General features: G+C 41.4%; 12 protein-coding genes. All 12 read left to right on the forward strand.

Annotation, left to right across the window (positions count from 1 at the left end; genetic code table 11):
- The first annotated feature begins 7 nt into the window (after positions 1-7).
- On the forward strand, positions 8-340 hold the full coding sequence (locus NSQ91_RS14140; RefSeq protein WP_339248241.1) for a hypothetical protein: 333 nt from the start codon (positions 8-10) through the stop codon (positions 338-340).
- The gene (locus tag NSQ91_RS14145; protein ID WP_339248244.1) at positions 270-617 is read left to right on the forward strand and encodes a hypothetical protein; all 348 of its coding nucleotides are present in this window, start codon (positions 270-272) and stop codon (positions 615-617) included. The genes NSQ91_RS14140 and NSQ91_RS14145 overlap by 71 nt, the downstream gene beginning before the upstream one ends.
- Before the next feature lie 97 nt (positions 618-714).
- Positions 715-5,931 (forward strand): phage tail tape measure protein, encoded by a 5,217-nt coding sequence (locus tag NSQ91_RS14150; RefSeq protein ID WP_340918382.1) that lies wholly within the window; start codon positions 715-717, stop codon positions 5,929-5,931.
- Positions 5,928-6,479: a phage tail domain-containing protein gene (locus NSQ91_RS14155; RefSeq protein WP_340918385.1), complete on the forward strand. Its 552-nt coding sequence runs from the start codon at positions 5,928-5,930 to the stop codon at positions 6,477-6,479. The genes NSQ91_RS14150 and NSQ91_RS14155 overlap by 4 nt, the downstream gene beginning before the upstream one ends.
- An 18-nt stretch (positions 6,480-6,497) precedes the next feature.
- Positions 6,498-6,893, forward strand: a complete 396-nt coding sequence (locus tag NSQ91_RS14160) for a phage tail fiber protein (protein ID WP_445252432.1) — start codon at positions 6,498-6,500, stop codon at positions 6,891-6,893.
- Positions 6,894-6,922: 29 nt separating this feature from the next.
- The gene (locus NSQ91_RS14165; RefSeq protein ID WP_340918389.1) at positions 6,923-9,670 is read left to right on the forward strand and encodes a hypothetical protein; all 2,748 of its coding nucleotides are present in this window, start codon (positions 6,923-6,925) and stop codon (positions 9,668-9,670) included.
- Positions 9,671-9,682: 12 nt separating this feature from the next.
- Complete coding sequence (locus tag NSQ91_RS14170) at positions 9,683-10,258, forward strand: hypothetical protein (RefSeq protein WP_340918391.1); 576 nt, start codon at positions 9,683-9,685, stop codon at positions 10,256-10,258.
- A 68-nt stretch (positions 10,259-10,326) separates the two neighbouring features.
- Positions 10,327-10,470: a hypothetical protein gene (locus tag NSQ91_RS14175; protein WP_340918394.1), complete on the forward strand. Its 144-nt coding sequence runs from the start codon at positions 10,327-10,329 to the stop codon at positions 10,468-10,470.
- An 86-nt stretch (positions 10,471-10,556) separates the two neighbouring features.
- Positions 10,557-11,075 carry a phage distal tail protein gene (locus tag NSQ91_RS14180; RefSeq protein ID WP_340918398.1) on the forward strand — a complete coding sequence of 173 codons (519 nt, stop codon included), beginning with the start codon at positions 10,557-10,559 and terminating at the stop codon, positions 11,073-11,075.
- 13 nt (positions 11,076-11,088) lie between these two features.
- Positions 11,089-13,320 (forward strand): phage tail protein, encoded by a 2,232-nt coding sequence (locus tag NSQ91_RS14185; RefSeq protein WP_340918401.1) that lies wholly within the window; start codon positions 11,089-11,091, stop codon positions 13,318-13,320.
- Between the two features lie 39 nt (positions 13,321-13,359).
- Positions 13,360-13,905 (forward strand): hypothetical protein, encoded by a 546-nt coding sequence (locus NSQ91_RS14190; RefSeq protein WP_339248264.1) that lies wholly within the window; start codon positions 13,360-13,362, stop codon positions 13,903-13,905.
- On the forward strand, positions 13,902-14,345 hold the full coding sequence (locus NSQ91_RS14195) for a hypothetical protein (protein WP_339248267.1): 444 nt from the start codon (positions 13,902-13,904) through the stop codon (positions 14,343-14,345). Before NSQ91_RS14190 ends, NSQ91_RS14195 begins: the two co-directional genes overlap by 4 nt.
- Positions 14,346-14,585 lie beyond the last annotated feature (240 nt).

The following is a 14,585-nucleotide window of genomic DNA, read 5'->3' on the forward strand; positions in this document are numbered from 1 at the left end:
AATAACAGTGCAAAAGCAAATCGATGAAACATTAAATATAGGTTCAGAAGTCAGACTGGCTGAAGGACTTGTTAAGAATGTGAAAATCGGAACTATTGGAACTATACGACAGGTTCGAAAAATCATGAAGGAGATACCTTATCAATTCTCTGTATCTATCGGCCGGGAACCATGGGTCGAAAACGATCTAGGAAAAGCTGTGGACTGGCCTAAGATAGAAGCTGCCTATCGCGAATCTTTCAATCTTATTCTTGAAGGCGGTCTGCCAGATGAAGAATATGATCAGGTCGATTTCGAAGGTATCGAGGAGTTGGAAAAACTCATTACCCGATTTCTATGAGGAATCGTTCCCTGCTGATCCGGACGCTGAGGAAGAAAGCGAGAGCGAAGGGACGGAAGAGGGAAGAGAACAAACACTACTTGATGCATGGGCCTTATGTGTAACTCTAGGCATTCCAGATAGCGAATGGGAAAACATGACTTTCCCAAAGATATACGCTCTCAAAAGAATTAGAAAGAGGAATCAAGAGTTTCAAATTGCTCTTCACGGTGGAGAAATCACCAAAAAGCCGAAGAAAGCAAAGTATCTATCTGATTTAGGTATCTTTCCAAAATAAAAAGAGGTCTCCGCATGATGCCGGGGACCTCTTTTTCTGTATGTAGACGTGTCAGTAGCAAAGGAAAATTTTCCTTAACAATCAAGGGGTGATGGCAATGGCAGACAACAAAGATGTAGTTGGTGCTCGAATAAGTTTAGATACATCTAAAATGATCCCAGCATTTAAGGCGATTGACCAAGGCGTAAAAGGGAACGCAGAAACCTTTAAAGTGCTAAATCAGGAAATTACGGTAACCACTAAAAACTATACAGCGTTAGCAACGGCTTCTAATAAACTTGCCCTCACTTCTGAAGAGCGGCGAAAGAAGATCATGGCTGAGTCGGAAGCTCTTGTTAAACAACGAACAGCTCAAACCGAGCTGATACAGACAAAGAAGAGCCAGATGGAACAAGCTAATAAATTAGTTGATGCTAAAATGGCTGCACAAGAAGCTATCATTAGAAAAAGATATGATGCTATTGAGCAACAAGAGCGAGAACATCAAAAACGGATGGAAACATTACAGAATAAAGCCACCGCTAGTGCTCTCAAATTAACAACAGGAAGTTCGTCATCTACAGGAACAGATAGCACACGAGAACGTGTATTAATGCAGGAACAAGCGATCCGACAAAAAATAGCGCAATTAGCTGAGAGAGAAAGTCAACAATCTCAGAAATATGCAGCCAACTACGAGAAGTTTTGGTTGAATGCATTGCAGGCTAGAGAACGTAAAGAAACACAGGTTCGCGAAAAAGCATTACAAGAAGAACAGCGTATTCGCCGTTCGTTGACTCAGACACAGACTCAGATCAACGGAATTACGGGTACAGCCGCACAGTTTGCTATGACGGGAACTTTGTACTATGCCTTTACAAGAGGAGCCACTGAGGCAATCAGTCTCCTTAAAGACTTTGAATATGAACTAGTAAACGTGCAGCGGGTCATGGGCGAATCCGCGGACGTTGGGTATGTCAAAGATTCAATGATATCCAGCGCCAAGGAATATGGGTATGCACTTCGAGAAGTCGCGAGTGTTTATACGCTCATCGCTCAGAACGGTTTTGACGAGAAGCAAACTGAACAACTGGCCAGAACAGCACTGATGGCTAAAAACGTTGAACAATCCTTTCAAAGTGCTTCCCAGGCTCAAGAATTAATGACAGGAGCAATTCTCAACTACGGGATGGCTGCTGAAGACTCTGAAAAGTTGCTTGATAAACTCAATGAAGTTTCCAACAACTTTCCAACAACATCTAAGAAGCTCTTAGAAGGTATAAACCGAGTGGGTGCTACAGCTAAAAACGCTGGAGTGGACATTGACGAACTTATCGGATATTTGACTACACTGAATCAAGCTGGTTTTTCTGGTTCTGTAGCTGGTAATGCTATAAAATCCTTTATTAGCTTCTCCAGTAGACCTATAGCAGTAGACAAGCTAGAAAAGTATGTTGGAGTGATGAGACAAGCTAATGGCGATATGATGAAGTTCCCAGAATTACTTAGTAAGATTGCAGCTCAGTGGGATAACCTCTCAGATGTTGAACGTAGCGAGATTACACAAGCCATCGCTCGGGGGGATCAAGCGTCTAGATTTATCGCTCTGATGAATAACTATAGCAAGGTTATGGATGTAGCTAAAGTATCAGAGGAATCATTTGGATCAGCACAAAGAGAAAACAACCTCACAATGACTACACTGACAAAGCAATCTGAGCAATTACGCGCTTCTTGGGATGAGTTGATTATATCTATTGGTGATAGCGGGTTACTTGGAGGATTAAAGTTAATTGTAGGCCAAGCCACTATCTTACTAGATGGGTTTAACCATCTACCAGGGCCCATCAAAAATACTGTCACATCGATTCTTTTGTTAGGTGGAGCAATTACGGTTTTAAACACGGGAGCCAGGATTCTGACTGGACAAACTCTGGTTTCTTTGGTTACAGGAGTCGCTGCCGCGGCTAAAGGGATGCTTGGGATGAAGGTTGCAACCGATGCAGCTAACGTATCACAAAAGGCTTTTATTGCCACGCCAATAGGTGCTGCTTTAGCAGGACTTGCAGTTGTCATAGGTGCTGCTACAACAGCATGGGCTTATTATAAAGGTACACAAAGTCAAGTGAGTGATGAGACTCTGCAACAGAATCGAAAAACAGCTGAACTAGTTGCTAGATACGACGAACTGAAATCTATCGTTGACGATAACACTAAATCGGACAAAGAAGTTTCTGCTGCGAAATCAGAACTGGCGAATGTAATGGATCGACTCAGTGCCACGATGCCTGGTCTTGTATCACAATGGGATGAACTTGGTAATGCGAAAGAGCTGGATATTCAAAAAATTGAAGAATGGAAGACGCGATATTCTGAGAGTATCAAAATCGTCGAACAAGCGAATCTGGATGCTGCCACGAAGCGAAAAGCAGAGTTAGAGCAGGAGATTGCCTATACTGACCTCGCTATTAAAAACGCTTCAGAGAGCGACCTGAGTTTAGTTGATAAGGTATTAGGAAAAACAGTTCAAACCCTACGGGAAATGTGGGGCAATGAAATGATTTCTTTGGGAACAGAACTGTCCCAAGAAGAGCAAAAAATCCTTGCAAGTAAATCAGCCATTGATGCCCTTAATGGTGTCACAGAGGCAAGTGTAGCGGCGAATAGTAGATTGGCCACAGCTGCAGCAGATTCAGCGGATTCAATGGAGAGTTACTCAGATTCAACGGACTCCGCCTCCACATCAACAGAAGAACTATCTGATGAAGTTAAAGCCCTCATAAAAGCGCAAGAAGAATGGGCATCAACAGTCAAAGGAAATAGTCAAACGGTTTCGGAACTAAACGGAGTACTAGATGAACTGGCAAAAGGTCAGTCCTTAAATGCTTCAAACGCTACGGATCTAATTAACAAATATCCTGAACTTGCATCAGCGATTTATAAAACTGCAGATGGATGGGCGTTTGAGACGGATGCGGTTAACAATCTACGGAAAATGAAAATCCAGAAAGCTATTGATGACTTAAATTCAGAGAAATCGTCAGCATTTAATACAAAAGTAGCTACCGACGAAAGATTATCTGCCTATCAAATTGAAGCAGATGCTATTAAGAGCTTGGCACAGCTAAAGGCTCAGTTAAATGGTAGTAAGGCTATCACAGGAGATAACGTTACTCAAACCGGGGACGATCTCAAATACTTTAAATCACAGTTTAGAGAAGCGGGTATTGCTCAAGCAGCAGCAGAAGCGGAAATTCAGAGCATTATTGATGATTATGATACAGCAGCTAAAGTTTACGATGATAAGATAGCTGCACTTAGCAGTATGTATCAAGATCCATCATTTGGTGTATCTTCTAGTAAAAATTCTAAAGATAAAAGTGGCAGTAAGGATAAATCAAAATCATCAAATGCAGAAAAGGCAGAAAAGGCAGCAAAAGAAGCGGCTGCTGCACGCAAGGAAGCATATGATGAGGAAATGGATAACTTCCAGTATGTAGCAGAACGGCAAGGTTGGTCCATAGAACAACAGATTTCTGGTTACGAGCGGCTTAAGAATCGTCATAAGCAATACCTTGCCGAAGATAAAGATGCTTTAAAAGAATGGACTAGAGACATTCAGGCACTTAATGATAGTAGGTACAACGAAGATGTTTCGATTCTTGAGAAAAAAATCGAAAAAATGAGACAGGCAAATCTCCAAGAAGTAGAAATGGTGAAGACATCACTTAATTTTTATAATAAAGAGTTGTCGAAGTCTTATTTAACTACAGAACAGAAAGCGGAAGCTCAAAAACAAGTATTTGATCTAACGGTGAAATACAATGAGCTTCGTTACCAAAATTCCCAGACATGGATAGATAAAGAAGCCACTAAGATGGAGATGGCTGGAAAAAGTAAGATTAATATCATCACCATGGAACTACAAGCCTATGAACGAATGGCAAAAGATAAAAATCGAACTGCCGAGCAGAGCTTTGCGCTAGAAAAGCTGATTTACGAGCAAAAGAAAAGCTTGCTTGAGCAACAATATTCTGACTTTCAAAAGGATTTGAACCATAGAAAGGCTATGGGTCAGACTACTACCGAAAGTGAATTGCAGGATTGGTTAAAAATTCAGGCTATTTATCGTGTTGGTACAGATCAACGGATGGAAGCGGACGAACAAGTCTATGCACTACGTCAGAAGCTGATTGAAGACGAAACTAAGGCCGTTGAGACGTTGGCGAAAAATTATACAACGAGCATCGAAGCCTCTAAAAACGCAGCTATTAAAGCAATAGAGGAAGAACGGGATGCTTATGCTGCTGCGAAGGATGCTGAGATCCAAGCTATTGATGATTTACTTAGTAAGCAACAGGAATTAAATGAAGACCAAGACTACGAGAGTGCACTAGCAGAAAAGCAAGCTAGATTAGCTTTGCTTGCCTCAGCCGTAGGACCGGATGGAATCGCGGAACGGAAACAGGTTCAAAAAGACATTGAAAAGTTGCAACTCGATCATGAGCGCACCTTAGCTAAGAGAAGCCTGGAAGAACAGAAGCAAGCCCTTCAAGATGAAAAGGACGCTAAGAAGGAAGCCTATGACAAGGACATCGAAGCTACTAAAACACATTACGATGAGTTGCTCCAAGCACTTGAGGACTTTTCTTCCGATACTGCCAATCGCGCGGAATTGATGAAAAACATCCAAGTACTGAAGGAATCCGAGAAGAATGCCGAGATATTAGCTCAGTTGGATCAGTTTATTGCTGACTATCAATCAAAGATGAGCTCTATTACTGCACTAACACCTACTGTGACCGGATCCACAGCCTCTTTATCAGTAGTGGGTACATCTAAGAAGGATTTAGATTTAGTTGAGTACAACGCCAATAAGGACGCTTACGATGCTGCATTATCAAATGGTAACAGAACAGAAATGGCAAGACTTAAAGCTAGAAATGATGAATTGAGGAAGCTTTATGGTGTGGGAAAAGATACCGGAGAGAAGTTGCAGACCTTTTCTGAAGGTGGAAGAGTGCGAGGAGAAAGGATTGGTGCACCAAAAATAATTGAAGCGCATGTAGGAGAAGCAGTGTTGAATGATAGTCAAGAAGATGACCTCATTGATTTCATCAATTTTAAATTACCTCAATTAAAATTCTCCATGCCAAGTTTTTCAATGCCCTCAATATCATCTGGATCTGGAACCAGTTCGAATTTCCGCAGCGACGTTGCAGTAAATATGGGAGATATTTATATTACGGACGATTCTACAGCAAAGGTGTTTTGGACTGAAAAGGACAACTTTGTACGGAGGGCACAATCTAGAACGGGGGCGAAATATAATTGATTGTTGCAACAGCAGATGGTGTTTCCTTTCCAAGTATAGGCTTAGGGCTTAAATCTCATAACATCCCGGTATTACCGCCTACAAAAGATAACACACTAGAACTCGCAGATCGAGATGGAGCTAAAGATTTTGGTAGCACTTACGGACCACGAACATTTAACCTTGAATGCATTGTTATGGCTGATGATTCAACAATAGACTATCACAACAGAGTCGCCCAAGTGGCGGCTCTTTTTAATATCCGAAAAGGAGATATTGTATTTACTTTTTCGGATAGACCGGGGAAGCGATATATCGGACGATATGCCGGAACAATGGATATTCAGAAGATTATCTTTGATGGGGAATTAACGATTCCTATTACCATGTCTGAGAACCCTTTTCCAGAATCAGATGAAAAAGTTTATGAGACAAACATTACACAGTCTCCGCAGACACTAAAAATTGCTTCTGATGGTGACGAAAGGGCCACACCATTGATCGTTCTGACCAATACCGGATTAAATACTATTCAGGGTTTTAAAATCATTAACGAATACGAACTATAGGAGCTGAGAAAAATGGCAATGCAAATATCTAACTGGCTATCAGCGGCACTTTTAAATGCTGCTTTTCGAAATGTGGCTTTTTCCCAACCATCAACAGTTTATCTAGCTTTATATACTTCTGATCCTACACAGGCTGACACAGGGACAGAAGTATCTGGTGGATCATATGCGCGAAAAGCTATCACCTTTGCTGTAGCCTCATTGGAGAATGGGAAAATGACGGTTAGGTCATCTGCTGATGTGGAATTTCCAATAGCTACGGCGGATTGGGGATTGGTGACACATGTCGGATTGAGAACGGCTTTAACAGGAGGAAATTTATTATGCTCTCAAGCCATCACACCGCGGTCTGCTTTGATAGGAGATAAACCTAGGTTTTATGCAGGTTCAACTCTTATTCGTTTCGCACAATAGCTAAGGGCAATAAGGAAGGAGGATAATTAATGGCACAACAGCAAATGTATTCTGCGATAGCCAATTCGCCGGGCACGGAATTATCCGCGGCAATAACGGCAGCAGTTACGACTATACCCGTTGTAACCGGGAGTGTTTTACCAGAAGGTCCTAATATCATTACGATTGGTGTAGATGAAACGTCAGAGACCGTTCTCTATACGTCCAAAAGTGGAAATAGTTTAATCGGTTGTACACGCGGATTTGGAGGAACAACAGCAAAAGGATGGGCGGTAGCTTCACGCGTTGCCCGTTACTACACCGCCTACGATCACGATGCATTTCGCAAAAATTTAACGGATCTTTCCGGAGTAACCAACGAATCTACAACTGATATTGTCCTATCAGCTGGTCAGCAAATTCTAAACGCAACAAAGAACGCTAGACTACAAGGATTAAAGGTACAGGGTAGGACGTTAATAGATTTACTTGGTGGGGCTGGGAGTGGAGAGAGTTTAACGGGATGGTCTGTGTCCGGCGGGGCTTCAATTTCAACTGAAATGCTAAAGAGCGGAGTGTCATCTTTTAAATTTACATCCACGTCCGCAGCCGCTTATATAATTCGGGATTTTCCGGTTAGTCTAGATAGCACTAAATATTATATCCTCGCTTGCTGGGTTTATATCCAGTCATATACTAGCGGAACGATTAGAGTTACGTTGAGAGACTACAACACGGTAACAACGAGGTACACTGCAAATGCAGATACATCAATTACGGGGAAGTGGCAATTAATATATCTTAAAGTGCCTATCTCAAATACATTGGTGGGTAGTGGGTTCCGCGTTATTGCTGGAATGGAAGTACCACCTGTAGCAGCTACAGTTTATATTGATGAGGTCCGCCTATACGCCGTATCCGCAGCAGACTACGCCGCCATAGGAACCACAATCACAGGCGAAGCTATAGACCGTCTCTTACCTTATGTACCTCCAGGTATTAATGGAGTAGATGGACTCTATGTGCGGCGATATGGACGTAATTTATTACCGGATAAGTTGGATACACTGCACGCCCAGGCTCGCGTTAATGGTCCATATGATGCAACTTTGACAGCGACTGGAACTGGCTATCAATCCGTAATTACCGTTGAGGCTGCTCCTGGACGTTACACGTTCGCTTATGAAGGAAACATCCAGGCAGTTGTAAGATTGATTTCTGATGTGGGTACGATTAATCAAATTAAAAACTCTGGTGATCCTATTCCATTCACATTTACAGTTCCAGCGGGTACAAAATCAATTAACATCATCTTTTTAAACACCGCCACTACTGGAACTTTCACCTTCCGTAACTGGCAACTTGAAATCGGCAGCACAGCCACACCGTTTCAGCCACGCGAAGACTCTCTTATCGCCTTTAGCGGAGTAGAGTTACACGCTAACCCTACGGATGGCAGCGAACCGGATATACTGCGTGAGGTTATCGGACGGTATGAGGTAACGAAGTTATGGCGTGAGATCACGCTATCAGGATTGCAAGATTGGACAGTGCTCAGCACACATACTGGATATAAACGCTTAAGATCATTGGGAATAGCGCCAACACTTTCGGATTCTTCTATGTCGGCGTTAGTGAAATTTGATGGAAAGGTGTTAACTCAAACATTCAGTGATGTTCCATCTTCGGCGGCAGCAGACGTTTATCGTACCTCAGCATCCGGAAATACAACAGTCACTGTTTCCTCTACTGACTCCGGTTGGGGAGACTCCTATACACCGAGTACTGACGAGATAAAGGCTTATTTTAACGGATACCAAATGGGCAGTGTGTCAGGTGCGACGTTTACTACTCCATATATTAGTGGTACAAAAGCATGGCGCTTTGTAACGGGAGACCCCTCAACAGGAACGAGCACCTTGCCTACAACACTTAATCCAGGCTATGCAGGATGGCAGCCGTATCAACTTCTATACCGCCTTGCAAATACTGTTATTGAGACAGTACAAGAAGACGGTGCTTTATCTCTCATAGAGGGTGATAACTTTATCGAGGTGGGTAGCGGATATGTCAGCCGAGAACGTGCTAATCCTGTAATGACAATCGTAGGAGGTTCCTCCTTTTACCATTTTAACAACGCAGAACCTACCGTTTCTGCGAGCAAATTTCGATATCCCGTGCAGAAAATACTCGGGATTTACGAGGCTAGTTTGCCAGCACGCGGCGTTGTCCTTAAAAACGAGTCTGTAGCATTTGGACTGCAAGATGCCCATATTGAAGGGATCAATTATAATCTGAACGCACCATATAGCGCCTCTTACATCAAACTGGATAAATCACCAGTACCAGTTGTTACGGGCTTCTATGCAGCCACTGAGAAGATGCAACTTCATGATTTAACAGACGCAGTGACAGAGATAAGTTCAACCGTTAGTGCGTTAGCTGCGAAGAAAGCGGAGAAGGACGCGCCAGGATGGATTGCTCCAACGTTACTGAACGGATTTACTGCGCTGTTCAGTTCGCGAGTCCCATCCTATCGTAAAGTTAACGGAGTTGTTGAGTTTACAGGAGCGCTAAAATTTACCTCGTCAACGGTTAACGCCAACCTTGTTATATTTCGGTTGCCGGAAGGGTACAGACCAAAGGATCAACTAGACTTTGGTGTTTTATCAGGAAGTGGCGCGAATCGTGTATTTGGCGGGTTGGAGATTATGCCAACGGGCGAAGTGTACGTATTAAGCGGAATGGGTGGCGATGCCATTTTTCTGGATGGACTGCCAACGTTCAGAGTCGAATAAAGGAGGGATATCATGAGCAAAGCAGTACCTACAATCGGGTTGGATGGCCTGTATATAGAGGACGTAATACAGGACGACTCATTTTCTGGGGTCGTCCCGATTTATGCCCAGCCAGAGCCAGAAGAAGCGCCAGATCTGCCGGAAGACAGGGAGATCGAAGATGAGGCGGACGTATCCGAAGAACCAGAACAGCCAAGAGAGATCATCGGTTATCTCGTAGGCATTCCGTTGCCGACCGGGTTGTATCATCCGAAATTTGATCTATTAGCATGGGATGCATATCAGGACGCTGTACTAGAGGCACAAGGCGATTATGCCGACGAACTACACGATTGGCGGGAGCAATGGGCGGAGGGAGAGGGACAAGGCCCTGAGCCAGTTTACACACCTCCAATACAACCAGATAACCTATGGGTCGAGGGCTTAACGCCAGAAGAGATTGCGGAGTTGACGAAGCCCGGGGAACAGACGGAAGTTGAAAAGCTGAAGTTTGAAAATGAAGCTTTAAAAAAGCTGATAGAAGATAAAGACCGGGAGAATAAAAATGCGCTTTTTGAAATTTATTCTATTTTGTTAGGCGGTGAATGACGGTGAACGTCATCAGCCGCCTTTTATTATGGCTATTACTGAAGTCTGAGAAAGGAGGTGGAATACAAATGATTATCGTTATGGCATCGCTCATTATCTATGGAGATATTACAATTGCTCAAGTCCCAACTGGCTCCAAGGCTGCTGTAAAGATGCGGCTTGCGACTCTTGGATATGACGAGAATGGCACGCCGTTAAAAATAGAAGAATAAATATTGTTAGTCACCACAAGCCCTCGAAGTTTTCGGGGGCATTTTTTACGTATGGAAAATTTTCCTGACCAGAAAGGAGAGGAGTTATGTTCGGGGGTGCGTTTAATCGATTACCTTTTGATAGACCATTTCAAAAGGAACTATCTTTCTCAGTTAATTTCGACATCATCACTGAAGTTGAATCTAAGCTTAATCTAGATATGGCTATTCCTGTAGTAGTTGAATTTATCACAGAATTCAATTCTGAAATGATACGTGAACAATCATTTGGAGCAGAGATTGAGACTATGCTTAATTTTGAAACAACTATGGTTAGAGAACAGTCCTATAATGCTTTATTCGAACTTGCACTTGAGGTTCAGGCAACAGTGAAATATACACATACCGATGAAATCATTTTTACGGGTGGGTTCGCACCAGGTGAGCGAATAGTTATTGATACCAAAAAAATGAAAATAACCAAGAATGGGCAAAACGCACTTCACTTGATGGATGGTGACTTTTTCGATCTCGTATTTGGAGAAAACAAGATCACATATACCGATCAAGAAATAACTAGATCTGTACTTGCGCGCGTTACTCATCGAGATAAATACCTATATTAAAGGAGGTGCACTTTTGGACTACCTTCAGTCTTATGATAAGAACATGAAGCGTGTGGGAATTTTAAATGATTCATACGATATCCAACGGAAGAGACGGATCAATTCGGATTATGAGATATCTTTCTTGGTGCCCATGAATTCAGAGGATTACCAAGAAAAATTATTAATTAAGGGTCACGTTAAGGACGAACGGGGTCAATTTTACGTTATCAATAGCAGATCCAGAGTAAGAGAAGATCGTAAATTAACTGCCTCAATCATGTGTACACATGTGATGTTTAAACTAACAGATTTCAAGTTTCCATATTCCTTATACATTAATGAGGCTTACGGTGTTCCTATTTCTCGACTGACCAATCTAATTACTGAGGCAACTGGTGGAAGATTTACTTTTTCAATTGATGATACTTTCGATCTACATGACGTAAAAGATTTTGGACAAGGTAATTGCCTTCAGGCACTAAATAAGATCGTGGAGATGTATGGATGCGAAGTCGAGCCAGATAACTTTGTCATTCATCTGAAGAAGAAAATCGGAATAGATGATGGCCATCAGTATCGAATTAAGAAAAACATAGTATCAGATCAGTTCAAAGACGATGCGAAATCACTTGTAACACGATTGTACGCTCAAATGAAGGATGGGACGACTTGGATTGGTCAACCGTCCTCAATTTTAACAAACGAGGAGAAAACACTGTTAGAGACTGTTCCGGGTGCAATAGTTGGCGGTATACTACAAGTCAATTATCTTATATCTCCTTACGCCTCAACTTGGGCTAGTGATTCCGTACCATATTTTGACGATGAAATTATTGAGCAGGACATTGATCCAAGCATTGATTTAAATACTGCTGTTAATGAGCTTCTTAGAGTAACAAGACAGACACTAAGGGAAAGAGAAATCCCTACGTTTGAGGTTTCAGTTGACGGAGCTGATCTACACAAGATCGATAGAGAAGAGACAAAACCAAACCTTGGTGATGTAGTCTATTGTTACGATCCAGACATGGAAATGGTCAAACTTAAAGCTAGGATAACTGAACTCACAGAATATCCTTTCACTAAAGAAAAACACGCTCAAGCAACAATAGCTAATGTGATGTTGAGAGACTATGACGATATCATAGCCGACCTAGACAAAAGCAAAAAGCTAGTGGACAACTTATATTCTAACGGACGTATCCGAACAGAGCTTTTTGAAACTGTAGCGAAGCAAGTCATTACAGACATTAATAACTCAAAAACAGAATTGATATATCCACCTGACGGAGGAATATTGGCGCAAGAGAAGACAAATCACCTTGAACAAGTCAGACTCACTTCCAAAGGTTTAGGTATCTCAACTGATGGATGGAATTCGGTACGATCAGCAGTGACAGCACGCGGAGTTTTAGCCGAGACTGTTATTGGTCAATTTGGTAGCTTTGTCTCTATGCTTATCGGCACAGGGAATGCAGTCACTCAAATCAATACAAATGGTATAGCAGCAGGACACGCAAACTTCAATGAAGCGCCCTTTCGAGTAGATATGGCTGGTAACTTGGTAGCTAATAAATTGACAGCAAACTATGCCTCAATAGCGAATTCTAACTTTTCTGGCGGGGCTATTGTAGGATCATCTATCAATGTAGGCAATGGCAAATTTGTAGTTAATTCCTCTGGTAGTGTTTATGCAGCTGATGGAACCTTCCAAGGAACCATAAATGCTAAAGGTGGAACGTTCGAGGGAAATATCTATTCAAGCGGAGAAATCATTGGAGGTATTCTTACTGGTGCTAGATTCAGAACAAGTGCACCTGGTATATACCCCCGGGTAGAGATTGATCCATCAAACATAGCGTTTGGAGTTTACTCAGATTCTAATAGTGGTATATCTATACCAGCCTACGACGGTGGTGTTTCAAGAATTATTCTCAGGGCCAATGGTAATGAATCTACCATATATAATTCTCCATCAGCTGGGCTTATAGTAAGTGGTTATGGAAATGTTACTCTTTCTGGATCGAATGTTAATCTTTCTCCAAGCTCCTCAGGACTAATTATTGTCCCATCATGGGCGAAAATTTTTAATGGACAGCAAACATTACAAGATCTAATAAGTGATCTCCAATCTGGAATAAGCTCACTTTGGTCATATATCTATAATCACACTCATACCGTCACTGTACCTCCTCATAATCATGGGAATTCCGCAAACTTGCCAAACACTGGAGGTGGAACCTATGCAACTTCAAAGCCTTAATGGTACTATAAGGAAAAAGTGTTTAGGAGGTTGGAAGTTATGAAAAAATTCGTCTCTGGTCTTGTTGTTGGCGTCCTATTGTTTGTTGGAGCTACGGTTTTTGCTGATTCTACAAGTTTGATTGGTCAAAAAATACAGGGGATATATACAATTGAAAAGAATGGCAAGAAAGTGGCAGATGCAGTTATTATTAATGGATCAGCATATGCTCCAGTTAGATCAGTGGCAGAGGCCTCAGGAACGACTCTAAAAGTAGAGGGGAAAAAGATTATTATGGGAGATGCAAATAATTCAACAACTTCGGCATTAACAACTTCTGTTCCGTTATCATCAGCTGAATTAAAAGAAGAACGGGATAGACTATTGGCAGAGATAGAAAAAAATAAAACATCAATTAATTATTACGAAGTGAACTATATTGCATTAGGCAAAGAACTTGTTGATAAACAACCTCGTTGGCAGGATACAATTAATGAAGGTATTAAGAAAATTGAAGAGTTAATGGCTGAATCAGCCACTTTGCAACAGAAAATTACTGATATTGATACCCAAATAAAATCAATTGAAGGCGATTATCAAAAATGAAGAAGAAATTAATAGTTATTACCTCTATATTAATTATTTTATTTATCTCATTTGTAGTAATTGATTATTTAACGAATGATCCTAAAAAAAGTGCATATGGAAGAGCAATGAGTAAACCAGTCCCAACATCTTCAGTGGAACTTTTCGAAAAGGAGACGTTCGAAATTGTCCGGATTTACGATGAAAAGTCAAAAGATCTTCTTCCATTAACCAAGGATGAAGAAACCATATTAAATGACTACTATAACAATTACTCAAGGAATCCTAGATTGAGTGGTGAACAAGAAAGCATGTATTCAAAGATTGTTGTATTAGAGACAAGTTACTCTTTATTTATCAGTTCTAAAGACAGTAAAGAAAAAGAAGTTATAAAAACAGCTAATGAAGCAATCACATCATTCTTTAGTTATCTTGAAGGTTTGAAGACAAATAAACCGTAGTACTACAGTATAAAAACAAATATATTCTATAACTAAGAAGGTCTCTCCTAAGGAGGGGCCTTTATTTGTGTATCTTAAAAAGTCAAATTCGTACTTGTAAACAATTTGAGTTGTTTGGGCTATAATTAATTAATGACATAACCGTAGCGAACAAGTACCAAAACACATATAAGCTTGATAGTAGAAAGCCTTCGATAACTCGGAGGCTTATTTTCATGTCCAAAATTGAACGGAGGAACT

It is taken from the genome of Paenibacillus sp. FSL R7-0048 (assembly GCF_038004505.1).
Lineage (GTDB): Bacteria > Bacillota > Bacilli > Paenibacillales > Paenibacillaceae > Paenibacillus_AQ > Paenibacillus_AQ odorifer.

Excerpts from the sequence above, each read along its gene's own strand:
- NSQ91_RS14145 (WP_339248244.1), top strand. The coding sequence starts at position 270 with ATGAAGAATATGATCAGGTCGATTTCGAAGGTATCGAGGAGTTGGAAA.
- NSQ91_RS14150 (WP_340918382.1), top strand. The coding sequence starts at position 715 with ATGGCAGACAACAAAGATGTAGTTGGTGCTCGAATAAGTTTAGATACA.
- NSQ91_RS14160 (WP_445252432.1), top strand. The coding sequence starts at position 6,498 with ATGCAAATATCTAACTGGCTATCAGCGGCACTTTTAAATGCTGCTTTT.
- NSQ91_RS14165 (WP_340918389.1), top strand. The coding sequence starts at position 6,923 with ATGGCACAACAGCAAATGTATTCTGCGATAGCCAATTCGCCGGGCACG.
- NSQ91_RS14170 (WP_340918391.1), top strand. The coding sequence starts at position 9,683 with ATGAGCAAAGCAGTACCTACAATCGGGTTGGATGGCCTGTATATAGAG.
- NSQ91_RS14175 (WP_340918394.1), top strand. The coding sequence starts at position 10,327 with ATGATTATCGTTATGGCATCGCTCATTATCTATGGAGATATTACAATT.
- NSQ91_RS14180 (WP_340918398.1), top strand. The coding sequence starts at position 10,557 with ATGTTCGGGGGTGCGTTTAATCGATTACCTTTTGATAGACCATTTCAA.
- NSQ91_RS14190 (WP_339248264.1), top strand. The coding sequence starts at position 13,360 with ATGAAAAAATTCGTCTCTGGTCTTGTTGTTGGCGTCCTATTGTTTGTT.
- NSQ91_RS14195 (WP_339248267.1), top strand. The coding sequence starts at position 13,902 with ATGAAGAAGAAATTAATAGTTATTACCTCTATATTAATTATTTTATTT.